Source organism: Actinotignum sanguinis (assembly GCF_003957255.1).
GTDB classification, from domain to species: Bacteria; Actinomycetota; Actinomycetes; order Actinomycetales; family Actinomycetaceae; genus Actinotignum; species Actinotignum sanguinis.
This window is the reverse complement of the sequence record NZ_QDIE01000018.1, coordinates 18,446-43,847: the sequence shown is the minus strand read 5'-3', so window position 1 is coordinate 43,847 and position 25,402 is coordinate 18,446. Positions and strand designations below refer to the sequence as shown.

General features: G+C 60.9%; 20 protein-coding genes. 16 read left to right on the top strand and 4 right to left on the bottom strand.

Going from position 1 to position 25,402, the window contains the following annotated elements; translation table 11 throughout:
- The first annotated feature begins 578 nt into the window (after positions 1–578).
- Positions 579–1,769: a cobalamin-independent methionine synthase II family protein gene (locus DDD64_RS05765; protein WP_126135447.1), complete on the top strand. Its 1,191-nt coding sequence runs from the start codon at positions 579–581 to the stop codon at positions 1,767–1,769.
- Between the two features lie 182 nt (positions 1,770–1,951).
- Here DDD64_RS05765 and DDD64_RS05760 read toward each other — a convergent pair whose 3' ends face one another.
- Both DDD64_RS05760 and DDD64_RS05755 read right to left on the bottom strand, forming a co-directional pair.
- Positions 1,952–3,526 (bottom strand): S1C family serine protease, encoded by a 1,575-nt coding sequence (locus tag DDD64_RS05760; RefSeq protein ID WP_126135446.1) that lies wholly within the window; start codon positions 3,524–3,526, stop codon positions 1,952–1,954.
- 159 nt (positions 3,527–3,685) lie between these two features.
- Positions 3,686–5,455: a dolichyl-phosphate-mannose--protein mannosyltransferase gene (locus DDD64_RS05755; protein WP_126135445.1), complete on the bottom strand. Its 1,770-nt coding sequence runs from the start codon at positions 5,453–5,455 to the stop codon at positions 3,686–3,688.
- A 62-nt stretch (positions 5,456–5,517) separates the two neighbouring features.
- On the opposite strand from DDD64_RS05755, the gene rsmI reads away from it, so the two are divergent.
- From rsmI to DDD64_RS05730, 5 genes are all read left to right on the top strand, one after another.
- Entirely contained in the window at positions 5,518–6,369 is an 852-nt protein-coding gene (gene rsmI, locus DDD64_RS05750; RefSeq protein WP_126135444.1) for a 16S rRNA (cytidine(1402)-2'-O)-methyltransferase, read from the top strand.
- Between the two features lie 278 nt (positions 6,370–6,647).
- Entirely contained in the window at positions 6,648–7,643 is a 996-nt protein-coding gene (gene argF / locus DDD64_RS05745; RefSeq protein ID WP_016443245.1) for an ornithine carbamoyltransferase, read from the top strand.
- Positions 7,644–7,767: 124 nt separating this feature from the next.
- Positions 7,768–8,724 carry a carbamate kinase gene (gene arcC / locus DDD64_RS05740; protein WP_126135443.1) on the top strand — a complete coding sequence of 319 codons (957 nt, stop codon included), beginning with the start codon at positions 7,768–7,770 and terminating at the stop codon, positions 8,722–8,724.
- Positions 8,725–8,742: 18 nt separating this feature from the next.
- Positions 8,743–10,473, top strand: a complete 1,731-nt coding sequence (locus DDD64_RS05735; RefSeq protein ID WP_126135442.1) for a YfcC family protein — start codon at positions 8,743–8,745, stop codon at positions 10,471–10,473.
- 225 nt (positions 10,474–10,698) lie between these two features.
- Positions 10,699–11,664, top strand: coding sequence for a helix-turn-helix transcriptional regulator (locus tag DDD64_RS05730; RefSeq protein ID WP_164545932.1), 966 nt, complete (start codon positions 10,699–10,701; stop codon positions 11,662–11,664).
- 30 nt (positions 11,665–11,694) lie between these two features.
- Here DDD64_RS05730 and DDD64_RS05725 read toward each other — a convergent pair whose 3' ends face one another.
- Positions 11,695–12,507: an isochorismatase family protein gene (locus DDD64_RS05725; protein ID WP_126135440.1), complete on the bottom strand. Its 813-nt coding sequence runs from the start codon at positions 12,505–12,507 to the stop codon at positions 11,695–11,697.
- 137 nt (positions 12,508–12,644) lie between these two features.
- Between DDD64_RS05725 and metG the strand changes: the two genes are divergently transcribed.
- Both metG and DDD64_RS05715 read left to right on the top strand, forming a co-directional pair.
- Positions 12,645–14,456 carry a methionine--tRNA ligase gene (gene metG / locus DDD64_RS05720; protein ID WP_126135439.1) on the top strand — a complete coding sequence of 604 codons (1,812 nt, stop codon included), beginning with the start codon at positions 12,645–12,647 and terminating at the stop codon, positions 14,454–14,456.
- 75 nt (positions 14,457–14,531) lie between these two features.
- Positions 14,532–15,530 (top strand): TatD family hydrolase, encoded by a 999-nt coding sequence (locus DDD64_RS05715; protein WP_126135449.1) that lies wholly within the window; start codon positions 14,532–14,534, stop codon positions 15,528–15,530.
- Between the two features lie 30 nt (positions 15,531–15,560).
- Here the strand turns inward: DDD64_RS05715 and DDD64_RS05710 are convergent, their stop codons facing one another.
- Positions 15,561–16,415 carry a hypothetical protein gene (locus DDD64_RS05710; protein WP_126135438.1) on the bottom strand — a complete coding sequence of 285 codons (855 nt, stop codon included), beginning with the start codon at positions 16,413–16,415 and terminating at the stop codon, positions 15,561–15,563.
- 329 nt (positions 16,416–16,744) lie between these two features.
- Between DDD64_RS05710 and DDD64_RS05705 the strand changes: the two genes are divergently transcribed.
- From DDD64_RS05705 to DDD64_RS05670, 8 genes are all read left to right on the top strand, one after another.
- On the top strand, positions 16,745–17,884 hold the full coding sequence (locus DDD64_RS05705; RefSeq protein ID WP_126135437.1) for a resuscitation-promoting factor: 1,140 nt from the start codon (positions 16,745–16,747) through the stop codon (positions 17,882–17,884).
- Positions 17,885–17,982: 98 nt separating this feature from the next.
- Positions 17,983–18,174: a hypothetical protein gene (locus tag DDD64_RS05700; protein WP_126135436.1), complete on the top strand. Its 192-nt coding sequence runs from the start codon at positions 17,983–17,985 to the stop codon at positions 18,172–18,174.
- On the top strand, positions 18,174–18,572 hold the full coding sequence (locus DDD64_RS05695; RefSeq protein WP_126135435.1) for a Fic family protein: 399 nt from the start codon (positions 18,174–18,176) through the stop codon (positions 18,570–18,572). Before DDD64_RS05700 ends, DDD64_RS05695 begins: the two co-directional genes overlap by 1 nt.
- 32 nt (positions 18,573–18,604) lie before the next feature.
- Positions 18,605–18,916: a hypothetical protein gene (locus DDD64_RS05690; protein ID WP_126135434.1), complete on the top strand. Its 312-nt coding sequence runs from the start codon at positions 18,605–18,607 to the stop codon at positions 18,914–18,916.
- A 72-nt stretch (positions 18,917–18,988) separates the two neighbouring features.
- Positions 18,989–19,624 carry an ABC transporter ATP-binding protein gene (locus DDD64_RS05685; RefSeq protein ID WP_126135433.1) on the top strand — a complete coding sequence of 212 codons (636 nt, stop codon included), beginning with the start codon at positions 18,989–18,991 and terminating at the stop codon, positions 19,622–19,624.
- Between the two features lie 108 nt (positions 19,625–19,732).
- Complete coding sequence (locus tag DDD64_RS05680; RefSeq protein WP_126135432.1) at positions 19,733–22,405, top strand: hypothetical protein; 2,673 nt, start codon at positions 19,733–19,735, stop codon at positions 22,403–22,405.
- Between the two features lie 90 nt (positions 22,406–22,495).
- Positions 22,496–23,497, top strand: coding sequence for a 16S rRNA (adenine(1518)-N(6)/adenine(1519)-N(6))-dimethyltransferase RsmA (gene rsmA, locus DDD64_RS05675; RefSeq protein WP_407706479.1), 1,002 nt, complete (start codon positions 22,496–22,498; stop codon positions 23,495–23,497).
- A 27-nt stretch (positions 23,498–23,524) separates the two neighbouring features.
- Positions 23,525–25,381 (top strand): ABC-F family ATP-binding cassette domain-containing protein, encoded by a 1,857-nt coding sequence (locus tag DDD64_RS05670; protein WP_126135431.1) that lies wholly within the window; start codon positions 23,525–23,527, stop codon positions 25,379–25,381.
- The last annotated feature ends 21 nt before the right edge of the window (positions 25,382–25,402 follow it).

Here is a 25,402-nt window from a genome sequence, read left to right as displayed (position 1 = left end):
ATGTGGATATCCCGGTGTTTGTCAAGTATGCAAGGCTATTGAGGCCGGAAAGCTCAACGACCCGGACTTTGTGTTGGTATAGCGAGGGAAAGTCTGGGTATTAGCAACCATTTCTGTCTATTTACCCGTCCGGGTTTTTACCCGGGCCCATTCTGTTTTTGTTGTGCTGCCCTTGCGCTGCCCTTGCACTATCCGGTCTAAGAACTCTTATCTCATATAGTGGGCAACAAGTTGACGTGGCTTAATAATTCCCTCTAGGCTACTGGAGGTAGGCGCCCACAAGGGGCACCACCTCAAAGTAACGCCGGCGGCACGGCCCCGGCGCTCCGATTCGGACGGAAAGGATGCACCATGGTTCTCAATGATCCTCGCTCTGCCATGACGATGCCCGCCGCCCGAATGCGAATGCTGGGCTAGCGCGGATTCCACTTGGCCTTCGGGCGATTCCGCGCGCGAGGACGTCTCGCCCCGGTCCGTTACGTCTCACTGAGCACCCGCCGCTGCGGCGTCGTATCGTTGATGGGATACGCTGAGTCGGACCGATCTCCATCACCACACCCAGTACAAAGGACTTTATAATGACGAAGATCAAGACCACTCATGTCGGCTCCCTTCCGCGCACCGATTCGCTGCGCGCGACCAACGAAGCACACCAAAACGGCCAGATTAGCGACGCCGAATTCAAAGAAAAGCTCGACGCAGAAGTTGCTGGCGTTGTTGCGCGCCAGAAGGATATCGGCCTCGATATTATTAACGACGGCGAATACGGCCACGTCATGACCGAAGTAACTAATTACGGTTCCTGGTGGTGGTACTCATTCTCGCGCCTGGGCGGGCTGGAATTCACGGATAACGAATTCCACGCGGCCGCTACCGCGGGCGGGGGAGCGGTCGAGCTCGTTCCCTTCGATGAGCGCCGGGATTGGCAGCGTTTCAAGGATGCCTACACGGATCCGGAGTCGGGAATTCACCAGGCCAAGCGCCAGGAAGTGGCCATGCCCACCATCACCGGCCCCGTGACCTACATCGGTGCCGAACAAACCCAGCGCGACGTCGACCTTACCCTCAAGGCACTCAAGGCCAATGGTCTTGATGCATCCTCCGGGTTTATCGCGGCGCTGTCTCCCGGGTCCGCGGCACGTATTTCCAATACGCATTACAAGTCGGAAGATGAAGTCCTCACCGCGATGGCCGATGCCCTCCACGAGGAATACAAGATCATCACCGATGCCGGCCTGACCGTCCAGATTGACGATCCTTCGCTGGCTGAAGGCTGGGACCAGGTCAATCCGGAACCGGCCGTTGCCGATTACCGCACCTGGGTGGCTCGCCGTATTGAAGCGATCAACTACGCCCTGGAAGGCATCGACCCGGATCTTGTGCGCCTGCACGTATGCTGGGGATCCTGGCACGGCCCGCACACCACCGATATTCCCTTCCGGGATATCGTGGATCTGTGTTTGAAGGTGAAGGCCCGCGGCCTGACTTTCGAAGCGGGCAATGCCCGCCACGCCCACGAATGGAAGATTTGGGAAGATATTGCCCTGCCGGATGACAAGGTACTCATCCCGGGCGTCGTCTCCCACTCCACGAATGTGGTGGAGCATCCCGAGCTGGTGGCGCAGCGCATCGAGCATTTCACCTCGCTGGTGGGTGCCGAACGCGTGATCGCCTCGACCGATTGTGGCCTGGGCGGGCGCATCTACCCGTCTATCGCCTGGGCGAAGCTCGAAACGCTCGTGGAAGGCGCCCGCCTCGCCTCGAAGTAAAGGCTCCAAGGCCGCGGGCCTGAACACACCCGCGTCTTGAAGGACCGGAGCGGCCTGCCGCTCCATGTGGAACACCGAAGGGGACCCGGACAGCTCAGCTGTTCAGGTCCCCTTCTGGTATTCCGTCCGCGTCCGGTGGTCCACTTTTATGCGGAGTGCGGCTTCAAGGTGCCTCCGACCGTTTAGTTCACCGGCGATTCGCCTAGCGTTACCTCAATGGTTTGCGGGGCACCGCCGCCACGCGAAATTTCCAGGGTGATGGTGTCGCCTACCTTGTGGGTGCGTACCTGCTTGGCGACCTGGGCGGGGCTGGAAACCGATTGCCCATCCAGGCTCAGAATCGTATCGCCTTCCTTCACACCGGCTTTCGCCGCCCCGGAATTCGGACCAACGGCCAGCACGGTCACGCGGCTTTGCTCACTGAGCCCCACGGTAATCCCGAGGGCGGCATTCTTACCCACGGTTACGTTATCGTCGCTCTTCCCGGCGCGGATCTGCTCCACGATGGACAGAGCGCGCTCGATAGGAATAGCAAAGCCGTACACCTGGGCAGACGTGGTGCCCTGCGAGGCCGCGCTATTCATCCCCACCACTTCGCCTTGGGCGTTCATCATCGGTCCACCTGAATAACCAGGAACCACATCGGCATCGGTGACGATCATATCCTTGAGGGTGTCAAAGCTCAGGCCATCCTCAGTGGCCACCCGCACGTCCATTCCCAGCCCGGTCACCTCGCCTTTAATTTCAGTGAGATAGCCCTGGCCGCGCCCGTTGCCCACCGCGCTCACTTTATCGCCCTGCTTAGCCGGGGTGCTGGCAATTTTTGCCGGAGTGAGCCCGGAAGCGTCCTTGAGCTGCAAAAGGGCGACGTCGCGCTTCTCGTCATGCCCGATAACACTGGCCGCATAGGTTTTCCCGGTTGCCGGGATCTCGACCTGGATGGCATCCGATCCCATAACCACGTGGTAATTCGTGAGCACCTGGCCGTCCGCCGTGAGGACAATCCCGCTGCCGGCCCCCATGCCGGAACCCATCCGCGCATTAATAATGGCCACACCCGCCGGGCTAACTTTTTCGCCCCGGTCAATAGGCCCGTCCGCACCGTGGTTGCCGCCCGGCAGCTGGGTGGGGAAATCCCGCGGGATCGGCATATACGGTTCCGCCCCGCCCTGCTGGCGTCCGTCGTTCGGGGCGGTCAGTCCGTCATTGTATTGGAAACTAAAGGGGTCTTTGACGGAAGGTGAGCTCGCCTGCGGTTCGGGAGCCAGGCCGAAATACCCCACTCCGGTGCCCACGAGCAGCGCGACCACCATACCGATAATGACAAGAATGGCGGTGGTTCCTTTTGAACGCCGCTTGACCGGCGCTGCCCCGAATTGTGGTGCGCCGCCGAATTGCGGTGCCGCTCCGAATTGCGTTCCGGCACCGAATTGCCCGCCGTAGCCGTAGCCGTATCCGTACTGCTGCTGGGAGGCGCCGGGGTAGCCACTCGGATAGGGCGGCTGCGCGGAGGCATACCCTGCGGAGGGAGCGCTGGGGTAGTGGTACGCATTCGTGTAGCTAGTCGATTGCGCGCCGCCGGCCTGCGTCCACGCACCTTGCGAGCTGCCAGCCTGCGCCCACGCACTTTGCGCGCCGCCGCCTTGGTTTGCACCGGGCTGGCTCGGATTCACGTGCGATTGACCCGGGCCGGCATGGTTCGCATTCGGCTGCTGCGCGCCCGGTTCGCCCGCGTCATTACGCCACTCATCTGTCATGTGAAACGTCCTTTCCTCACTCCGCACCTAGCCGCCGCCACGGCCGCCGCGGTGGTCCGGTCACATCGGGTAGCATGCCCGCCGATTCTGGAAAGTTTCTGAACGTTGTCCGAAAATGCGAGCATCGCCAGGTGCGCGCTTGCGCCGTGCCCACCCGCGCTAAATCCACGAAGGTAGCCACATGTGCAGGCGCCAAAACTCATAGGAAACGGTTTGCCCGGTCCAGATCGGGTACCAGAACAGTGCCGCCAGCACAATAAGAACGACGACGACGCCGCACGCCGTCAGCGTGCGGCGGCCTATCCGGCATCGCCACCACCGCACTGGAGAGGCGCATATCCCAACCGGCTTATCCCAGGCGAAGTCCGCGTGGCCCCAGGCGCCGTCGTCGTATAAATCCGCGCGCACGCTCCCGCATCCGCGCGCGTGCGGGGCACCGAGCGCGCCGGTGATATAGCCGATGCCGTAGGTGAGGGCGAGGGCCACGAAGGGGAGGAAAGCGATGGCGTAGAACTGGAAAATGGTGCGGTCCATATACAGTGACCACGGCGCGGCCATGGCAAGATAGCCGCTCAGAATCGCCCAGGCGCGCCAGTCGAAACGGGTGAAGGCCACCCAGAGCACCACGGCAAGGGCGAGGAGCGCCAGCCACCACACCACCGGATTACCCACCGACGTGACCGCTTGCACGCAACGCTCGCCGCTCGGGCACTGCCCGGCCATTTCTTCGGAGCTCGGCCACCAGAAAGAGACCGGGCGCCACTGCGCAAACCACTGCCAGACCGAGGATTGGTAGGTGTGCGGGGTGGAGAGCCCGTTGTGGAAGTCCCACATTTGGCTGTGATAATGCGCCAGGTCGTTGAAAGAATTGGGGAGCCAGGGGAAGGGGAGAGCCTCGGGGGTACTTTCGCGTACGCCGGCCGCCCAGCCGTGCCCCCAGGACCGGCTATCGCGGAACCAGGAGAACCAGGAGGCCACGTACGTGGCCGCGGCGGTGGGAACCAGGTGTATAAAAGCGGGGATTCCCTCCTGGAAAACCGCGGCACCTACCCACAGCCGCAGCCCCACCGCGTGGCGGGCGGCCATGCCCCAGGCGAAGGCCACCAGGCCGAAAACCGCCACGGCGTAAATCCCGGACCATTTCACCCCGCAGGCCAGCCCGAGGAATACCCCGGTGGCCAGCATCCACGGGCGCCACCACACCCGCGGGCCCCAGGCAACCGGGCGCCCGTCCGCGCGCACCGGCCCGGTAGCGACCCGGTGGGCTAGGCGCTCCCGGGTCCAATCGCGATCCCGCAGCAGCGCCCAGAATCCAGCCAGCACAAAGAAAGCCAGGAGGTTATCGAGGATCCCGATACGGGAGATGGTGATCCCCATGCCGTCCAGGGCCATCGCGATCCCGGCCACCCCGGCCAGCCACGGGTTGAGGAAGAGGCGCAGGGCGATGCGAACCAGCAGCGCCACCGCGAGCGTGCCGGCCAGCGCCACCATAAAGCGCCAGCCGAAGGGGGAAGTTTCCCCGAAAATGGCCTGGCCGACCGCCATGATCCATTTCCCGAGCGGAGGATGAACCACGTAGTCGCCGGCCGGTGAGGTATGGGAGAAGTCGCCGGTGGCGAAAGCGGCGTCGAACTCCGTGCCGCCCTGCCAATCCACTTCGTAGCCCAGGCGCAGCAGCGAATTCGCGCCTTTGACGTAGTAGGTTTCGTCGAACATGAGGCGGTCGGGGAAGCCCAGGCGGAAGAACCTGGTCAACGCGGCGATAAGCGTCACCGCTCCGGTCACCCACCACCCCAGGCGTTTTTCGGCGCGGGTGAGCCACTCTAATCCGCGCGGGGCCAGCCCGAGCCGGCCGCGCAGCTCGTCTTCATAGCGCTCCGCGCACTCGCGCGGGAGGCGCCCGATGGGTTCGCTTCGTTTTTCGCTCACGTGCGGATTCTATCGATAACTAGGCGCCCGCGCCGTAGTGCTGCGCGTGGCAGAATAGCAGAATGAGCACAGGTCAACACGCGGGAATTGTTCTTGCCGCCACCCCCATTGGAAACGACGCCGATGCCTCGCCGCGCCTGCGCGCCGAAATTGCGCGGGCCGATACCGTGGCCGCGGAAGATACCCGCCGTTTTTACCAGCTCGCCGCGCGCCTCGGCATCGAGGTGAACGCCCAGGTGCTCTCCTATTACGAACATAATGAAGCCGAACGCGGCGCCCACCTCATTGACCTGGCTCGCGCCGGCGCTCGGGTTCTCATGGTCAGCGATGCGGGAATGCCCGCCGTTTCCGACCCCGGTTTCCGCCTGGTCGTGCGCGCCCGCGAAGCCGGTATTCCGGTGACGGTGGTTCCGGGCCCCTCCGCCCCGCTCACCGCGCTTGTCGCGAGCGGCCTTCCCACCGACCGTTTTACTTTCGAAGGATTCCTCCCGCGCAAAACCGGGGAACAAGCCGCCGCGCTCGCGGCCCTGGCCAGTGAAGAGCGCACCATGATTTTCTTCGAATCCCCGCGCCGCCTCGGGGCCACCCTCGCCAATTTCGTCACCGCGTTCGGCGGTGGGCGCGAAGCCGCGGTATGCCGCGAACTCACCAAGACGCACGAGGAAATTGTGCGCGGGCCCCTGGCCGAACTCGCGCGGCGTTTCGCGGATGGGGCGCTCGGGGAGATCGTCGTCGTCGTTACCGGAAGTAGCGTGACTGAGAGGGAAGAACGGGCGCGCACGCGGGCCGTGGGCGATGTCGCCCAGCTGTGTCAGCTCGGCCTGCGCCGCAAAGATGCCGCCGCTTTCGTGGCCGCTCGCACCGGATTGCGCACGAATGAGCTCTACCGCGCCGCGCTCAGCGAGGGCGAATAAAGCGCGAAAATACGCGGGTTTAGTGGGGTTTAGTGCCGAAAAAACGCAGCTAAACCACGTTCCACCCGCACTCCACCCACGCTTTCCTAGCGCACGTGACCCAGATCATGCACAGTAAAAACAACCCCCGGGGAACCGGGGCCGGGACATGATCCTCTCGCCGCGAGGCGGGTACGGGTTGGACAGCCAACAGTGATCCCAGGGGCCGAAGATGACCCCGTTACCGCTGGCCGGTCTGCCCGAACGGGACCACGGACCGCGCTAGGAAAGGAACGACAATGGCTGTCAATATCCGCGGACGCAATTTCCTCAAGCTGCTCGATTTTACGCCCGATGAAATCCGCTACCTGCTGCGTCTGTCCGCGCAGTTCAAGGAACTCAAGCTCAGCGGTACCCCGCACCGCTACCTCGAAGGCAAGAATATTGTGCTGCTCTTCGAAAAGACCTCCACCCGCACCCGCTGCTCCTTCGAAGTGGCCGGCATGGACCTGGGCATGGGCGTGACCTACCTGGATCCGGGCAGCTCCCAGATGGGCAAGAAGGAATCCATTGAGGATACCGCCCGGGTGCTCGGCCGCATGTACGACGGTATCGAATACCGCGGCTTCTCCCAGGAACTCGTGGAGGAAATGGGCGCCAAGGCCGGCGTGCCGGTATGGAATGGCCTGACCGACCTCTTCCACCCCACCCAGATGCTCGCCGATATCCTCACCGTGCAGGAAAACTTCGAGGACGGCATCAAGGGCAAGAAGTTCGTGTTCTTCGGGGACGCGCGCAATAACGTGGCAAACTCGCTCATGGTGGTCTGCTCCAAGCTGGGCCTCAACTTCGTGGCCTGCGGCCCGAAGGATCGCATGCCTGAAGAGTGGCTGGTGGATACCTGCAAGGAACTCGCGGCGGAATCCGGTGGCAGCGTGACGCTCACCGAAGATGCTGCGGCGGCCGCCACCGGCGCCCACGTGCTCTACACCGATATCTGGGTGTCCATGGGCGAACCGGACGAGGTGTGGGCCTCGCGTATTGCCGAGCTGGAAGCCTACCGCGTCACCCAGGAACTCATGGACAAGGCAGATCCGGAAGCGATCTTCATGCACTGCCTGCCCTCCTTCCACGACACCAACACCACCATCGGCGCGGAGATCGCCAAGAAGTTCGGGGTGACGGAAATGGAAGTGGAAGACCGGGTCTTCGAAGGGCCGCGTTCGCGCGTCTTTGACGAAGCGGAGAACCGCATGCACACCATTAAGGCCGTTATGTACGCAACCCTCTCCTAGGGGGTACAGGCACGCGCCCGCGCGGCCGTGCCGAGATAAGCGCGGGCGACGTGCCGGGGAGCTGGCCGCAGGTAGCAGGGCCGCACCGCGGCGCGTCGCCCGCGCGCAAAATAAGGACTGAATTATGACACAGGAACATACACAGACCGCCGGCGAAAAAATTGTGGTTGCGCTGGGCGGCAATGCACTCGGGAAAACCCCGGAGCAGCAACTGGAACTCATTAAGGAAACCGCACGTTCCATCGTGGATTTGGTGGCAGCCGGCAATGACGTCGTTGTCACCCACGGAAACGGCCCGCAGGTGGGCATGATCAAGGTTGCGACCGATAATTCCGCGGCCGCCGGGGAAACACCGTCGATTCCTTTCGCTGAATGCGGCGCCATGTCCCAGGGCTATATCGGTTACCACCTCCAGCAGGCCATCGAAGCTGAACTCGCGGCGCGGCAGCTTGCCCGCCTCGTTATTTCGGTGGTCACCCAGACTGAGGTCGACGCCGCAGATCCCGCTTTTGGCCGCCCGACCAAGCCGGTCGGGGCCTTCTTCACCGAAGAACAAGCCCGGGCCCTCATGGAGGAAACCGGAAACAAGTACGTGGAGGATGCCGGGCGCGGCTGGCGCTGGGTGGTGGCCTCCCCGCTCCCCGTCTCCATCGTGGAACGCGATGTTATCAGCTCGCTTATCGATGCGGGAACCATCGTGATCGCGGCCGGTGGTGGCGGCATCCCGGTGGTCAAGGACGGTTCGGGATACCGCGGAGTTGCGGCCGTCATCGATAAGGATCGCACCGCCGCGCTGCTCGCGCGGGAGGTCGACGCCGATACTCTCCTCATCCTCACCGCCGTGGACGTGGTCGCCATTGATTTCAATAAACCCACGCAGCGCGATGTGCGCGAGATGACGGTGCGTGAGGCCCGCCAGTACATCGAGGAGGAGCAGTTCGCCCCCGGATCCATGCTGCCCAAGGTGGAAGCGTGCCTCGAATTCGTGGACGGCGCGGCTGGCAAACGCGCCATTATTACCTCTCTGGAAAAGGCCGAACAGGGTATTTCCGGGGAGAGTGGCACCGCGATCACCGCCTAAGCCCGAAGGACTACCATCATGACAACACGCACAAACGATGCCACAGCCGGCAATGGGGCCGGCGGCATGGATAACAACCTCGCCCCGGACGGGCGCGAACACCGCAGCGGCCGGGAGGACGCTGCGGGCGTCGTCGTCGCGGATAACGAAAGCGAAGCCGTAACCGCAGGCAGTGGCGCGCCCGGTGACGGCGATTCCGGTGCGAAAAAGACACGCAAGAAGCGGCGCGGTATTACCATCCCGGGCGCTTTCACGATTCTCTTCTTCCTAACCATCGTGGCGGCTATCGCCACGTGGCTGGTGCCGGCCGGTTCCTACGCCAAGCTGAGCTACAGTTCCGATACCGGCACGTTCTCCGTGCTCAGCCCACACGGGGATACCACCGAATACCCGGGTACCCAGGAAACCCTGAGCGAATTGGGGATGGATATTGATATCGCCCAGTTCACTTCCGGGGCGCTCAACAAGCCGATTTCCGTGCCCGGGTCCTATGAGTCCCTCGAGCAGAACCCGGCCAGTGTTTCCGATATTCCGGTCGCCATGGTGCACGGCACGATCGAAGCGGTAGACATTATGGTCTTTATCTTCGTGCTCGGGGGCCTCATCGGGGTGGTGAGAAAAACAGGTGCCTTTGAGTCAGGGCTCATCGCGCTGACGAAGAAAACTAAGGGGCACGAATTCCTCCTGGTCTTTGCGGTTTCCGTCTTTATGGTGGTGGGCGGATCGCTGTGCGGCCTGGAAGAAGAAGCGGTGGCCTTCTACCCGATCCTCGTGCCAATATTCCTGGCGATGGGATACGACTCGATTATCTGCGTGGGCGCGATCTTCCTGGCCGGGTCCATGGGAACCACGTTCTCCACGATCAATCCCTTCTCCGTGGTGATTGCCTCCAATGCTGCCGGCATTCCCTTCACGGACGGCATTATCTGGCGCGTGGGCGGGTGTATCGTCGGCGCCATTGTGGTGGTGTGGTACCTGCACCGCTACGCGAAAATGATTAAGAAGGACTTTACGAAGTCCTATGTGTACGAAGATCACGAAGCTTTCGAGAAACAGTGGGCGATGACCACCCACTCGGATGATGTGCCGGCCTTCAACTGGCAGAAGAAACTCATCCTCGTGCTCTTCGTTTCCGCCTTCCCGATTATGGTCTGGGGCGTGATGGCGATGGGCTGGTGGTTCCCGACCATGGCGGCCTCCTTCCTCACCATCACCATCGCGGTTATGGCGATTTCCCTCTTCGGGAAGGACCGGCTCAATGAGAAGCAACTAACGGACGCTTTTATCGAAGGCTCCTCCAGCCTCGTGGGTGTTTCGCTGATCATCGGGCTGGCGCGCGGCATCAATATCGTGATGAACGACGGGCTGATTTCCGATTCCCTGCTCCATTCGGCAACGAACCTGGTGTCGGGGATGTCCGGCCCGCTCTTCATCATCATTATGCTGCTGATCTTCTTCGTGCTCGGTTTCGTGGTGCCGTCCTCCTCCGGTTTGGCCGTGCTGGCCATGCCGATCATGGCGCCGCTGGCCGATGCCGTGGGTATCCCGCGGTGGATCATCGTATGTGCGTATCAATGGGGTCAGTACGCGATGCTCTTCCTGGCACCGACGGGTCTGGTTATGGCAACGCTGCAGATGCTCGATATGAAGTATCAGCATTGGTTCCGCTTCGTGTGGCCGATGGTGCTCTTCGTACTCGGCTTCGGCGGGGCGGCCTGCGTGGCCCAGGTGCTCATCTACGGCGCATAGGCGCGAAGAATACGGCTATCACTAGCCGAAACGCGCGGCTCCGGCGGGCTTGGTACCGCCGGGGCCGCCGCGTGCATTCCACTCGCCCGGAATTCTGGCAGTGGCGATTAATGCTTTTATAATATGACAGTACGGCGCGGGGAACTCGCGCCCGTGATCCCGAGGCGGAAAACCGAGACGGGTAACCGCGGCGGGATCGCGTGGGGAACGCAACGGAGCTATGCGATGACGATAGGGCTGTTTTATTACACCTGGGTGGTAGGGCTTTTCATCCTCATGGGTTCAGCGACGGCGCTTGCGTGTTACCTCGTTTCGCGCCGTCGCATGTTTTTGTGTTGCGCCGCTCTTTTCCTCACCTATTTTTTCGACGTCGCAACCGTGGCCCGCACGGACTTCACCCATCCGCGCAATATTGACAGCGTTTACCACATCACCGCGCCCGTAGAATCAATCACCCTGGGCGCGCTGCTCATGGGCCTCATCTGGCTGACCTACGCCACCTTCATGACGGAACCGGAAGCGAAAGTGGAGTGGCGCAGCGCTCTTATCCCGGCCGGGATTTTCATCGTGGGGAGCGCCGGCGCGTTAATGATCACCAACCCGGCCTGGCGGGAGTTTGTGTTCTTCTCCGTGCGCGGCATCGTGGTCATCGGGATCCTTAGCATGGCAACATGGAACTACCTACGCGCCACCACCGGGGTGGAGAAAATTCGCCAGCGCCGCCACCGCTGGCTGTACGTCACCACCTGGGTTACCGTACTGGGGACTTTCGCCTGGAATATCACCTTTATTTTCCTCGTGGCTCCCCAGGCGCATAGCGCTTCCGCACTTGCCTTCCTTCCCGAACGCAATTTCCTGGAAAACCTCATGTACATCTGCTGGGTGATCCACGTGATGCGTTTCGGGGTGCGGGTGCTGCGTATCCATTTCGACCGGCCCCCGGAAACAGTCAATCACCTGGAGGAGGATTTCATCGAATCCTCCCTGATGTTCTATTCCCAGGCACGCGGGCTATCGAAACGCGAAGAAGAAGTGCTCGGCTACCTCATGCGCGGGAAAACAAATACCCAGATTTCCACGGAGCTGTATCTGTCTCCCTCCACGGTGAAGGTGCACGTGCACAATATCCTCAAGAAAAGCCAGGTGGCTAACCGCGAGGAGCTGGTCAAAGACTTCTGGCGCTCGGTCTAGCGTGGTTGCGAGCCGGAGCCGGAACCCGCTTTACTTCGCGGAGTCCATTCCAGGGCGGTAGTCGATATCGGAGAAATCGAAATCAGCCTCATTGACCTCATCCGAAAAGTCGATATTTTCATCCTCCTCGGCGTAGTCGTCAAAATCATCATCCTCGTAGAGCTCGTAATCCTCATCGAGGTTTTCGAGTTCCGCTTCGGCAGCTGCGGCGTCGTCGTACGGATCGTCGAATTCGTCCGGAACCTCGGACTCTTCGTAAAAACCGAAAGCATCCGCGGATTGCAGCTGCTCCACGCCCGCTTCGTCCATCTCCACGCGAGCCGCGGCCCCGAGTTCCGGGGAGGTCGGTACGGTGAGGTCGGAAAAAACGCGGGTGCGGAAACCGTTACGGACCGCGTCGATCGCGGTGGCGCGCACGCAATGCGATTCGGCGATGCCTACCACGTCCACATCCGTGACCTCGGCGGTGCGCAGCACGTCCTCGAGGAGGTTACCCTGCGGATCGGTACCCTCGAAACCGGAATAGCCCGAAGCGTACTGGCCCTTCTTGAACTGCACATCAATGGGGAGAGCCGCGATGGATTCGTGCAGCTCTGCCTCCGGGGTATCGGCCACGCCGTGAGGCGGCCAGCTATCCACAAAATCCGGATTCTCGGAGAAATGCGGGCCCGGATCGATATGCCAATCCTGGGTGGTGGCGATAAGAGCGTATTCTTCGGCGTTATCAGTGACGAAATCGGCAATACGTTCGGCAACGGCATTACCGCCATCCACCCCGAGGCTGCCGCCTTCGCAGAATGTGGGTTGCACATCAACAATGATGAGTGCGCGGGTCTCATCCATAGTCATCCTCCTGATGAAGCGGGTCATCACGCGGTGCGCGGCGGCCGGATGGTCAATCGCTGTGGCGAAACCGCGCCCTTATAGTTTAGGCGCGGGGATGCGGGCACGCTAGCGGGCGCGCTAGTAGAATGGTGGCTATGACTCATATTCTCTCCGCTGTTGCCTGGCCGTATGCCAACGGCCCGCGCCATATTGGTCACGTTGCTGGATTCGGTGTTCCCTCGGATGTGTTCTCCCGCTACATGCGCATGGTGGGGGAGGATGTGCTGATGGTCTCCGGCACCGATGAGCACGGTACCCCTATTTTGGTTTCGGCTGACGCGGAGGGAATCACCCCGGAAGAACTCGCGGACCGCAATAATCGCATTATTGTGGAGGACCTCGTGGCTCTGGGGCTTTCCTATGATCTTTTCACCCGCACCACCACCGTTAATCACGAGCGGGTTGTGCAGCAAATGTTTGAGGTGTGCCGCGATAACGGCTATATGGTGGTGCAGTCCACGCCGGTCGCTATCGATCCGGAAACCGGTAACACCCTCCCGGACCGCTATATCGAAGGCACCTGCCCGCTGTGCGGCTACAGCCCGGCCCGCGGGGACCAATGCGATTATTGCGGTAACCAACTCGATCCGCAAGATCTTATTGACCCGGTATCCAAGGTTTCCGGGAAAACACCCCAATTCCGGGAAACCGAGCATTATTTCTTGGATTTGCCGGCGCTGGCGGAGCGCCTGGGGCAGTGGCTTGATGAGGTGGAAGAATCCGGGCAGTGGCGCCCGAATGTTATTTCATTCTCCAAGCACCTCCTCGAGGATGTGCGCCCGCGCGCGATGAGCCGGGATATTACCTGGGGCATTCCGGTCCCCGGCTGGGAAGACCAACCCTCCAAGCGCCTGTACGTGTGGTTCGACGCCGTTATCGGCTACCTTTCCGCCTCTATTGAATGGGCCCGCCGGCGTGAAGCCGCGGGAACCGGAAGCCGGGAAGATTGGCGTGCCTGGTGGAATGATGCGGAGGCCCGCTCCTATTACTTTATGGGGAAGGATAATATTGTTTTCCATTCCCAGATCTGGCCGGCCGAACTCCTCGCCTATAACGGGGAAGGAAGCCGGGGCGGCCAGCCCGGTGATTTAGGGCAGCTCAACCTGCCCACCCAGGTGGTGGCTTCCGAATTCCTGACCATGGAAGGAAAGAAATTCTCCTCTTCTAAGGGCGTGGTGATTTACGTGCGCGACGTGCTCTCGCGCTACCAGCCCGATGCGCTGCGCTACTTTATTTCCATTGCCGGCCCGGAAACCTCCGACGCTGATTTCACCTGGGCGGAATTTGTGCGGCGCAATAATTCTGAGTTGGTGGCCGGATGGGGGAACCTCGTTAATCGCACCGCGGCCATGATCGCCAAGAACTTCGGGGAAATTCCGGCGGCCGGGCCGCTTGAGGCGGTGGATCGGGAGCTCCTGGATACGGTGGAAGCCGGTTTCGCCACCGTGGGTAATTCCATTGCCGCGCACCGCCAGCGCGCTGCGCTCACGGAAATTATGCGTCTGGTGGGGGAGGCAAACGGGTACGTTTCCGCTACCGAACCCTTCAAGATGAAGGATCCTTCCCAGCGTGAACGCTTGGGCACGGTGCTCCACACCCTCATCCAGGCGGTCTCCGATCTCAATACCATGATGAGCGTATTCCTCCCGCATTCTTCGAACGCGGTGGATCGGGTGCTGGGCGGGGCCGGTGATATTGCCCCGATGCCGCGCCTGGAGGAGGTTACCGACATCGATTCAGGTAAGCCCTACCCGATTATTACCGGGGATTATTCTAATCCGCACCCGTGGGAGCGGGTGGAGGTGCAGGTCGGTACCCCGATTGCCAAGCCGTCCCCGGTGTTCACCAAGCTGGATGCCAGCGTGGTTGATGAAGAGCTGGAGCGCCTCGGCTTCGGTGAGGCCTAAAGCGTGCGCAATGAATCGGTACGGGACGGCGCGGCGCGTGACGCGGTCCCGAATGGAGCGGTTCCGAATGGCGCCGTGCGCAACGAATTAGCGCCGGAGGAATTCGCGGCGCTCTCCGCGAAGGAGAAAAAGCGGGCCCGCCGCTGGTACCTGCCCGATCTCCCGGAAAAGCTCGCCGGTCCGGTGGTGGATAACCACACCCATATTTGGGTGCCGGCGGGGGCAGCGCAGGCAGGTCACTCGGATGCTGCGCTTACCCCGCCGCGCGGGCGGATGCTGCCGAATGAGGAAGCTGCCGCCATGGAGGCTGCCGGGGTGTGCCACGCCATTACCTGTGCGTGTGAGGTCCCGGACCTTCTGCCCACGGTGGCGGTGGCTGAAGCGGACCCGGTCCACTTTTCCGCAGCCCTTGCTATTCACCCCAATGAAGCTGCCCGGCATCGCGGAATCACCGCGACGGGCCCGGATGGTTTAGCGCAGGAGCTCGCCGCGCACCATTCCCTCAGTCTGGAGGAGGCCATCGACCGGGTGGCAGAGGCGGCCCGCTCGAAGGCCGTCGTTGCTATTGGGGAGACGGGACTCGACTATTACCGTACTTCTGAGGAGGGCCGCGCCGCGCAAATTGAGGCGTTCCGCGCTCATCTTGCCCTCGCGCGCGAGCTTGACCTGCCCGTTCAGATTCACGACCGCGAGGCCCACGCCGATTGCGTGGAGGTGCTGCGCCGTGACGGTGCCCCGAGCCGGGTGGTTTTCCACGCGTTTTCCGGCGACGCCGCGCTTGCCGAGCTGTGTAACCGCGAAGGCTGGTACGGAAGTTTTGGCGGGCAAATAACCTACCCTGCCAATGATGAGCTCCGCGCTGCTTTCCACGCTTTTGATCCCGCGCTCATCCTCGCGGAAACAGACGCACCCTACCTGACGCCGGTTCCGTGGCGCGGCCACCCAAACGCCCCCTACGTGATGGCGTGGACGGTGCGTTTCGGAGCTGAGCTGCGCGAACTGGCTGAAGCGCAGTGGTGCGCCCAGCTCCTGGAAAACACCCGGGCAGTGTACGGGGAACTGGGCGCAGTCTAGCTAGCGGCTGCCCCGAGCTCTGCTCTGCGCCTAGCTCTGGGGGCTTTCAGATTCGGGAGTCTGGCCGGAAGGCTCGGTTTGGGCAGCTGGCTGGCCATAGTTCTGCCCGGGCTGCGCATATGCCTGCCGGTACGGCTGGGTTTGCCCCTGATAAGCTGGCTGGCTTTGATATTGAGATTGGCCCGGATAGCTCTGGCCGTAACCTTGGGGATAGCCCTGCATAGGTGCGCTTTGGGCCGGGTAACCCTGGCCTGCGGGGCCGGCCTGACCGGGATAACCCCGCCCCGGGTAGCCCTGGTAGCCCTGGCCATACGTCTGTTGCGATGCCGGGCTGGGGTAACCGGGATAGTTCGGGTAGCCCGGGTACGCGGGGTACGCGGATTTCTTCGCGGCTGTTCCTGCGGCCACTCCCTGCGCGATGCCGGCTAGCGCCAGAATCAAGGCCAGTGCGCCGGTCACCCAGAAGAGCGCGGTGTACTGCGCCCCGAATTCGCGAAGAGCGCCGACCGAACTATCCAGGGAAAGCGCTACGAGCCCGCCCAGGGTGATCGCACCGCCCAGCGGTGCCAACCAAGAAAAGGCTTGGGCTGCCCGGCCAGTGGTGAACAAACCTAGCACTCCCGCTAGCAGCGCCAGAAGAACACCGCAGCCGTACACAAGCACCGGCAGCCACACGCCACCCGGATTCGCCAGCCCAATAATAGAGGCATTATCCTCACCCCGGGCTAGGGCCGGTGTGAAGCACAAGATAATAAGAGCGATGCTCAGTGCGGTGGTAAGAGCCGCCAGGCCGCGCAGCGCGCCGGTGCCGCGCTTCGGTGCGGAGGGGATGGGATAGCTCGGAGGGACAGGCTGCTGTGCGTATCCGGGATATTGAGTGCTCATAGCCTTAAATGTAATCGATGTAACGCCCGCGCTGGGGGTGCGTTAGCTTTGTCTCCCCGAACGGGGTTCTTCAGCCTTCTTCAGTTGTGTGAAATAACGCTCAGATTACGATGTGGCGGCTGGCGGCGCCGTCGTGCGATACGCGTAAAAACCCTGAGAATCCGCGGGAAAGTCACGTACTGACCATTTGAGCGCTCCTAAAAATCTCAAGAAAAGCGAGCTTTTCCCTCCGAATCATTGTCCGAATGTTACGAAATGGTTACACTCGATATAGTTTCGTTATAAAAGCGGGGCCGGAGGGTACTCGCGCAAGCAACGGAGGAAGTTTAGTGGGGCGTCACAGCGCACAGGGAATGGGACTCGAGCAATTCGTTCGGGCTGAGGTTCGTACCCCGGGTCCGCGGTCGCGGGCTCTCATGATGGAACGCGGCGCGGTGAATGAGGCCGTTCAGGCCGCGCTGGCCACTCGGCCGCAGGCCACCGGCACCGCTTTCCAGGCACCCGCCGCCGTGGAGGATACCGCCGCGAACGCCCAGCTCAATTCGTTCCCGCTCAGCCGGCGCGGGGTTGCCGCGCTCGGTGCTGTGCTACTGGCCGGTAGCGGTATTGGCCTGATGTCGCATATGTCTATGCCCGCCAATGCTTATGCGGATGGTTTCCCGGTGGCTCGCACCGCGGGAGCCACGGTATCCGAATACTCTTTCACCGTTAATTTTGAGGGCGAAGAACGTACCCTCACCACCACGGCAGGCACCCTCGGGGATGCGCTGCAAGAAGCCGGGATTACGGTATCCGGGGATGATGTTGTTTCGCAGAGCCTCGCCGCGCCGGTTGTCCCGGGCTCGAAGGTCACGATTACTCGGGTGGAAACGCGCGTGGTCACCGAAGAAGTGGTGGATGCGCACGGCTCCACCAAGGTGGACGACGCCGCACTCGCCAAAGGCACCACCAAGGTGGAAACGGAAGGTAAGGATGGCATTTCTGCCAATACCTATGAAATCCGGGTGGAAAACGGCAAGGAAGTTGCTCGCACTCTGACTTTCTCCGCGGTCAAGCAGGCCCGCGTGGATGAAGTGGTCAAGGTGGGGACCTCGGAAAGCGCCGCCGCCGTGGCGGGCGCAGGTGCTGATGGGAGCGGAGCGGCTGCGGTAGCCAGTGTGGTTCCGGCCGGTACCGCCCAGGAAATCGCCTCGGGTATGCTCTCCGCCTACGGTTGGGGGCAGGATCAGTTCTCCTGCCTGGTGACGCTGTGGAATCGGGAATCGAATTGGAATCATCTGGCGGAAAATAGCTCCTCGGGTGCCTACGGTATTCCGCAGGCGCTGCCCGGCTCCAAGATGGCTTCGGCCGGAGCTGATTGGCAGACCAACCCGGCCACCCAAATCCGCTGGGGCCTGGGCTATATCGAAGGCCGCTACGGCAGCCCCTGCGCCGCGCTCGGGCACTCTAATTCCCGCGGGTGGTACTAAGCCTGCAGCGCTAAGCCTGCAGCCCTGATCCGTTACGCAACCGCGGTCACCCAATCGCGGTATTGCGCTCGCGTTGCGGCGCTTATACGCTCATGATTATGAGCGCCACGATAACAATTAGTGAAAAACTCGCGCGCGATATTGCCGATACCGCGGCTCGCTACGGCATGAGTAAGGAACAGGTTTTACGCGAAAGTCTGGCGGCTCTTTGCAGTGAGCTTGAGGTACCTGACCAGCTTGATGCGCTGTATTCCAAGCGTGCTACCGCGATGGATCGTTTGGGAAACTGATGCGGCTCAATGAATTTTCGGTGGAAAGCTGGGTGACGCGGCGTGGGTTTTATATGCGCTCCCGGTCCGGGCTGCGCTCCTGCTTTCAGGGTGCTTTCGGGAAAATTTACGGGGTGGAACTGTACCCGAGTCCGCACGAAAAATCCGCGAAAATCTTGCTGGAAGTAGAAACCCAGCATCCGCTTTTTGACGGAAATAAGCGGCTCGGGGCGCTGCTATGCGAAGCGATCCTCAACGAGTTCGGCTTCGAATTGGTGGTGAACGACGACGCACTAGCAGACATGTGTTTCGCTGTCGCTGGAGGGCAATTACGGGATCAGAGGCAGATAACTGAGCTGCTTAGAGAAAATTCGCGTTCGGAGTTCGTCATCGGTTCGCATGCAGCGCCCGAATCTTAATAAACGTGACTATCCGGGTATACAGTTACGTCATGAGTGTGGTGAGAAGCACGGTGCTGGCCGGCGGGATGACACTTATGTCGATGGTTGGGCTGCGGTCGGTGGGTCTACCCTGGTACGCCTGGATTATTCAATTTGTGATCCTGGTGGGTGCTGGGTTGGTGTGGGGTAAATTCCTCGCCGAGGAGTCGGGGGAGTCACGGGGTTCTGAGGATACGGGGCGTTCTTCTGGTTCCCGTGGCGCAGCTGGCCGGCAGCAACGCCGCGCACGTGCCCTACTGATCGCGGCGGTGGCGGCCGTGATTCTCATTCTTGTGTATTTCTTCTTAATTGTGTGGGCGTGACACAGCCGAGTATAGATGCATTGTAGGAGATCGCAGGCTCTGTAAGTAGATGTTCGAAGGGAGGCGGTAAAAATGGATTGTAAGACCCTTATAAGTTTTGAAGCTGTGAGCTTGGTGTATTCGGTATCGGGAAAGCCGAATAAGGTTATTTTTGATGATCTTACTTTCTCGGTGGAGCCCGGGAGCATTACGGCGGTAGTTGGTCGTTCGGGCTCCGGGAAAAGCACCGTCCTCGATGTGGCGTATGGAAAGCTGCCTCCCAGTTCGGGAAGAGTCTCCTGGTGCGATAGGGATCTCGGCTTTTTGCGTGAAAGCGAAGCGCAACATATCCGGCGCGCAAATATTGGGTACGTGGACCAGAAAGCGCTTTTACTAGGCGACCTTACTGTTCTCAAGAACGTTATGTGCGGGGGCGTTGATAAGACTACTGCACACTCATGGCTGGAAAAGCTTGGTGTTGCAGATATTTCGGATAGTCGGGGAGCGAAGATTTCGGGTGGTGAAGCTCAGCGGGTAGCGCTGGCACGGGCGCTTGCAAAGCAACCTAATCTCTTGATCTTGGATGAACCCACCTCGTCGCTTGATCTGGGAAACGCGCAAACGGTTGCCGAGATTTTACAGCTGGAGGCACGGCGGGGAGCCGGTATTCTTGTCGCCACTCACGATGACGTGATTGGAGCAATTGCTGACACGAAAGTGAGCCTGTAAATGTTCCGGCCCAGTTGGAAGCGCAGTTCTGTTTACGTGCTCATAGCGCTGTTTTGCTTCGCGTGGGTCTTTGCCTCGCACACGGCATACTCCCTTGCCGGGGCCAAAATGGATGACGAATGGCGCGGACGTTACGACATTCTGGTCACAGATAAAAAGGCAGGCGAAGCCCTCTATTCCTCACATGATAAAGCCGGAATGACGCTGCTGGAACAAAACTATGCAGCGCAGACCTTGCCGGAGTTGGAATCGCGAATACTAGAAGAAGTGAGAAAAATTGAGAGTGTGTCAGTCGCGGCACCGGTCGGTTTTCTCGGCAGTTACAAAGGATTTTGGGTACTTCCGCAAATTGCCTCAGATGGAATAGATTTCCAAAAGTCGCCTGTGAAGAGCTATCGTGTCACATGGCAAGTGCTTGAGTCAGAAACTAAGGTTCTGGATAAAGGGACGGCGCAATATGACCTCGACGCCACAGGAATCATTGCTCGGCCCACGCCCACCGGCGGTGAACCCACTGGAATTCAGTCGCACATAGCCATGCGGCCAGAGCTCTACCGGTATCACTATCCAAGTATCGCCATCCCGGATGAAAACTCGCTTCTTCTCACGGCTTTTGCGCTGCCCGATGTGGCAACCAGTGTCGCAGTAGTAGATCCCGTATCGGAACGTGAACTTTTGGGATTGTCGGGAGAATGGCTCAATCCTCTCATTGAATTCGACAAGGTAGTTGAACGTAAATTGGGCCTTGGAGATCCTCTAAGTGCAGATGACCTCGCGGCTCTTCCCAACGGCGTTGTAGTTACTCAGCAAGACCTTGCTCTGGCACAGGAAGCAAGATCGGGAGAAGAAAACGAGGTGATTGCGCCGCTCGCTGCAATGCCGGGAATGGCAGAACGTAGCCGCCCGGTGCCGTGGCGGGCATATGGGATGAATTCTCAGATATTTGGATACGTTGCCAATCAGGATTTCTCACCGAATATCTCTATTTCTGTTGCTATTGAGAGCGTCGACGAGCATGGAAAAACGGTAGGCACAGTCGAGCAACGCATTGATCTGGCGCATGACAATGGCCCCTTTGGCTCGCGTGCGTTTTTGCTGCCTCTTCCAGAACAGGGAGGGGAAACTTACGGGCGAATAACTGAGACCTATACCAACGGTGTCTATGTTACTGCCGATAACGTTTTCGCTCCGAAACTCACTCCGGTTCCTGCGGGTGAAACGGTGGCGGAAGATGAAGCTTCGCGGCGAGCTCAGGCTGACGAGGAATATCGGGCTAGCTTTGTGGCGAATCCCGTAGGAATTGCTCCCCTCTATACTTCTTATAATGAGTATGGTTCTCTAGCCGCGCAAGTAACTCCGCAGGAGCGTGGCGCGGAGATCACGTATCGTGCGACCTCTCCCTTAGATACCTCTCTCGGTTCGGTTGTGCGTGATGGTGGCGCACCCTTTGAGGTTGGCGAGTTTACTCCGCAGGAAACAAAAACGGATGGCATACCTGGCACGGATCCTCTCGGAGCGCTCGGACTTTATTCTTCAAATCACCTGATGCAGGGAAGCGAACGCATCGACCACCTCCGCTCGGGACTCGGTGTTGCGCTGAATCCGCCATCGGCAGTGGTGTCTTACGGAAGCGCGGAAGCTCTTGCGGGGGAACTCCCGATCAACGCCATTAGGGTACGAGTCGCGAATCTTGAGGGTCTAACGCGGGAGGATGCGCTAGTAGCCATCGGTAAAGTGGCTGATCGAATCCGGTCCTTAGGTGTAGATGCCAGGGTAGTGGCGGGCTCGTCACTTGGGACTGCGAAGATTTGGGTACCGCAAACTGCGGGCCAAACCGATAACGAGACCGGCCGTCAAGAAGTGGAAGCGCTTGGCTGGGTTGATCATCGCTATGTTGTGCTAGGAGCGGCGGATTTCATGGCAAGCCTCCTCACTACTCTGGTGCACTCCATCGCGCAGGCTGGCGGCTTCCTCATCATCGGCGTGATCGCGGTGGTGGGAGCGGTGGAATTTGCTGCGAGACGAACCAGATTCAATGTTCTCAAAAATCAAGGCTGGTCCTCATCCTCATGTCTTGCAACCGTTCTTCGGGAAGAAACATGGGGGCTGATTCTTCTCACATGTGCCCTTGTAACGACGGCACTGTTTTCAGTGGCGGAACAGCCTCGATTACTAGCAGGCATCCCACTTGTTTGTGGGGCTGTTATCTATGCGCTCCTTCTTATCCTTCCGCTTCGTTACGCCAATCGAAGGAGTGGCTCGAATCTTCCGCGAATCTCTCTTCTAGGCTGGTTAACCGTTGCTGAGGGACTGTTTATCGGAGTGTTTTGCGCGCTACTTGGTGAAGTAGCAACAATGATCGTGTGGTTCCGGAAAGGCGCCCGCGGACTAGATATTGGTGAAGCCCTTGTTGAAGTATTACTACCTGTGCTTGTAATCCTGGCGGCAGCGGCGGGCCTGGCAGTGAGCGTGTTGCTTCTCCTGGCGCGCAGGAAACAAACCGCTGTGCGGGATCTCAAAGAGTTTGTGTACTGGAACTTGGGTTGGAGTAAAAAGAGGATCCGTACCGCACAGGTAGGTGTCTCATTCATCGTAGTTATATGCTGTGCCGTGGTTGGTTGGATCGTCTCTGTGACAATGATCGGAGCTGGAATGAACCATGACCTGTATTGGATTGTTTTTTCTTCGACGGCTGTCATCTTGGTGGTCATGAACGCTCTTGGTGTAAGTCCATCAATTTCCCCACGCCGGTTTCGTACGAGTCGACGTTTGCAGCGCTGAGAGATGGGAGGGTCTCCCGTAAGTCCGGGAAGCACCCCTTTCCACCGGGCCTTGCTCCGAGAACGTGAGTTAGCCGGGTACACTGCATCTGTGGTCGCCAATCATATTGCTCAACAGGATTCGCCCGGTAACAGCACGGCCGGTAGTGGCCCGGCCGGTGATACCGCGGATGGTCGCACCCCGGCTGGAACTGCCCTCCTCACCCCGGTGGACGTGCGCGCGCTGTGCACGGCCCTGAATATTCGCCCCACCAAAACCCTGGGGCAAAACTTCGTGCACGATGGCGGCACCGTGCGCAAAATCGTGCGGGAAGCCGGGGTGGGCCCGGGGGATAAGGTCCTCGAAATTGGCCCGGGTCTGGGCTCACTCACCCTGGCGCTCCTGGAAAGCGGCGCTTACGTATCCGCGGTGGAGATCGACGCCGCCCTGGCCGCCGCGCTCCCCGATACGGTGGCGCGCCGCCACAGCGCCCCGGAAAATTTCGCGCTGCTGCACGCGGATGCCCTGAGCATCACCGAGCCCGAACAACTTGCTTGCCCGCCCGCACTCCGCACCGGCCAGACCGGCCCCGGTACCAGGCAGACCTTCGCCCCCACCGCTCTGGTCGCGAACCTTCCTTATAACGTGGCGGTTCCGGTGCTCCTCACCCTCATGGAAGCCCTGCCCAGCCTGGAGACCATCACGGTGATGGTGCAGTTGGAAGTGGCCGACCGCCTGGCCGCAGCACCCGGGTCACGCACCTACGGGGTGCCCTCTGTGAAAGCCGCATGGTACGGCAACGCCAGCCGCGGTGCGAAAATCTCCCGCCACGTTTTCTACCCGGAACCCAATGTGGACTCCGCCCTCGTTCACCTGCGCTTGCGGCCCGCGCCCGGTAACGATGAACTGCGCGAGCGTGTTTTTCAGGTGATCGACGCCGCTTTCGCTCAGCGCCGGAAAACCCTGCGCAGTGCCCTGGGCTCCTGGGCCGGCAGCCCGGCTGCGGCCGAAACTATCCTCGAGCGGGCCGGAGTATCGCCCCAGGCACGCGGGGAAACCCTCACCATTGACGACTATGTGCGGATCGCGCAGGCCCGCGACCTCGCCAACTAGAATCCCTCACTCCAAGGACCACCAGCTATGGCACATTTACTTTCGGTACATGACGTGGGCGTCAGCCTGGGAAGTCGCGATATTCTCAGCAACGTTTCCCTGAGTTTAGAAGACGGTAGCCGCATAGGCGTCGTCGGCCCGAACGGGGGAGGGAAAACCACACTGCTGCGCCTCATCACCGGGGCGCTCGCGCCCACCAGCGGCGAGGTGATTCCCACCAATACCGCAAAATTTGCCACGCTCACCCAGGCTGATGAGCTCCCCGATGCCACGGTGCTGGAAGCGATTCACGCGGGCACCGCCCGCCACGAATGGGCCAGTGACGCACACGTGCGGCGTTTGCATGCCGGGCTGCTCCCCGATATTCCCCTCGAGGCGCGGGTGCGTGAGCTTTCCGGCGGGCAACGCCGGCGGGTAGCCCTGGCCCATACCCTCACCCGCGAGGCGAATATTATTATTCTCGACGAGCCGACCAACCACCTGGACGTTGAAGGAATTACCTTCCTGGCGAATTATATTAAGGAGCGTTTCGGTGGGCCGCGCCCGCGCGGGGCACTCGTGGCTGTCACCCACGACCGCTGGTTCCTGGATGCGGTGGCCACGCGGCTGTGGGAAGTGGTGCCCGGGGTGGAAGGCCCGCGCGGGCAGATTCCCGGCCGGGTAGAAACCTACGAGGGCGGGTATTCGGACTATATTTTCCAGCGCGCCGAACGCGAACGCCAGGCCGCGCTCGCCGAAGAAAAACGCAATAACCTCTTGCGGAAGGAACTGGCGTGGTTGCGGCGCGGCGCCCCGGCCCGCACCTCCAAGCCGCGCTTCCGTATCGAAGCGGCGGAAAGCCTTATCGCGGACGTTCCGGCCCCGCGCGATACCGTGGAAATGACGCGCATGGCCGCCTCCCGCTTAGGCAAAGAAGTGGTCAATCTGGAGGATGTCAGCCTGCGCTACGGCAACGGGCCGGACATTTTACGCGGGGTGACCTGGCGGATTGCGCCGGGTGAACGCGTGGGGATTCTAGGTGCGAACGGTGCCGGGAAATCCTCGCTGCTCGCGCTGATCGCCGGTCGGCTCCAGCCCACGGCCGGCCACGTCAAACGCGGTGCCACTCTGAAACTCGCGGAACTATCCCAGCACACCCGCGAACTCGATGAGGTGGCCGAGCTGCGCGTGGTGGAGGCCGTGAACGACGTCGCAGCTCGCGTGCAGGTGGGGAAGAAAGAACTCACCGCGAGCCAGGTGACCGAGCGGATGGGATTCACCCGCGAACGTGCCTGGACGCGGGTCAGTGAACTCTCGGGTGGGGAGCGGCGCCGCTTGCAATTCATGCGCCTACTCATGGCCGAACCGAATGTGCTACTCCTGGACGAACCGACCAATGACCTGGATACCGATACCCTCGCCGCGATGGAGGACGTGCTCGACGGCTGGCCGGGCACCCTCATTGTGGTCTCCCACGACCGCTACCTGCTCGAACGCATGACGGACCGCCAGATCGCGGTGCTCGATGGCCAGGTGCGGGACCTGCCGGGTGGGGTGGATGAGTATTTACGGCTGCGCCAACAGGAACGAGAAGAGCGTGAGGGCGCCGGAGGTGCCGGCGGCGTGAGCAACTCCGGGGCTACAGCTGCCACTTCCGGGGCAGGATCTGAAAAAAGTGCGAGTGCCCTCCAGCGCGAAGCCCGCAAAGAAGTACAACGCATCGAAAAACGCATGGGCCGGTTGCGGGAGCAGATTACCAAGCTGGATGAGCGCAGTGCCGCTTGCGCGGTGAGCGGGGACTATGAGGAACTCGCGCGGATCGGTAAAGAGCTGAGTGAGGCAAGCGGCCAGCTTGACGAGCTGGAAGAACAGTGGCTGGAGGCAGCTGAAGTAGCTGAGGGATAAGGCCGACCTGCCTCGCGGGCC

Excerpts from the sequence above, each read along its gene's own strand:
- DDD64_RS05765 (WP_126135447.1), top strand. The coding sequence starts at position 579 with ATGACGAAGATCAAGACCACTCATGTCGGCTCCCTTCCGCGCACCGAT.
- DDD64_RS05760 (WP_126135446.1), bottom strand. The coding sequence starts at position 3,526 with ATGACAGATGAGTGGCGTAATGACGCGGGCGAACCGGGCGCGCAGCAG.
- rsmI (WP_126135444.1), top strand. The coding sequence starts at position 5,518 with ATGAGCACAGGTCAACACGCGGGAATTGTTCTTGCCGCCACCCCCATT.
- argF (WP_016443245.1), top strand. The coding sequence starts at position 6,648 with ATGGCTGTCAATATCCGCGGACGCAATTTCCTCAAGCTGCTCGATTTT.
- arcC (WP_126135443.1), top strand. The coding sequence starts at position 7,768 with ATGACACAGGAACATACACAGACCGCCGGCGAAAAAATTGTGGTTGCG.
- DDD64_RS05735 (WP_126135442.1), top strand. The coding sequence starts at position 8,743 with ATGACAACACGCACAAACGATGCCACAGCCGGCAATGGGGCCGGCGGC.
- DDD64_RS05730 (WP_164545932.1), top strand. The coding sequence starts at position 10,699 with ATGACGATAGGGCTGTTTTATTACACCTGGGTGGTAGGGCTTTTCATC.
- DDD64_RS05725 (WP_126135440.1), bottom strand. The coding sequence starts at position 12,507 with ATGGATGAGACCCGCGCACTCATCATTGTTGATGTGCAACCCACATTC.
- metG (WP_126135439.1), top strand. The coding sequence starts at position 12,645 with ATGACTCATATTCTCTCCGCTGTTGCCTGGCCGTATGCCAACGGCCCG.
- DDD64_RS05710 (WP_126135438.1), bottom strand. The coding sequence starts at position 16,415 with ATGAGCACTCAATATCCCGGATACGCACAGCAGCCTGTCCCTCCGAGC.
- DDD64_RS05700 (WP_126135436.1), top strand. The coding sequence starts at position 17,983 with ATGAGCGCCACGATAACAATTAGTGAAAAACTCGCGCGCGATATTGCC.
- DDD64_RS05695 (WP_126135435.1), top strand. The coding sequence starts at position 18,174 with ATGCGGCTCAATGAATTTTCGGTGGAAAGCTGGGTGACGCGGCGTGGG.
- DDD64_RS05690 (WP_126135434.1), top strand. The coding sequence starts at position 18,605 with ATGAGTGTGGTGAGAAGCACGGTGCTGGCCGGCGGGATGACACTTATG.
- DDD64_RS05685 (WP_126135433.1), top strand. The coding sequence starts at position 18,989 with ATGGATTGTAAGACCCTTATAAGTTTTGAAGCTGTGAGCTTGGTGTAT.
- DDD64_RS05680 (WP_126135432.1), top strand. The coding sequence starts at position 19,733 with ATGGATGACGAATGGCGCGGACGTTACGACATTCTGGTCACAGATAAA.
- DDD64_RS05670 (WP_126135431.1), top strand. The coding sequence starts at position 23,525 with ATGGCACATTTACTTTCGGTACATGACGTGGGCGTCAGCCTGGGAAGT.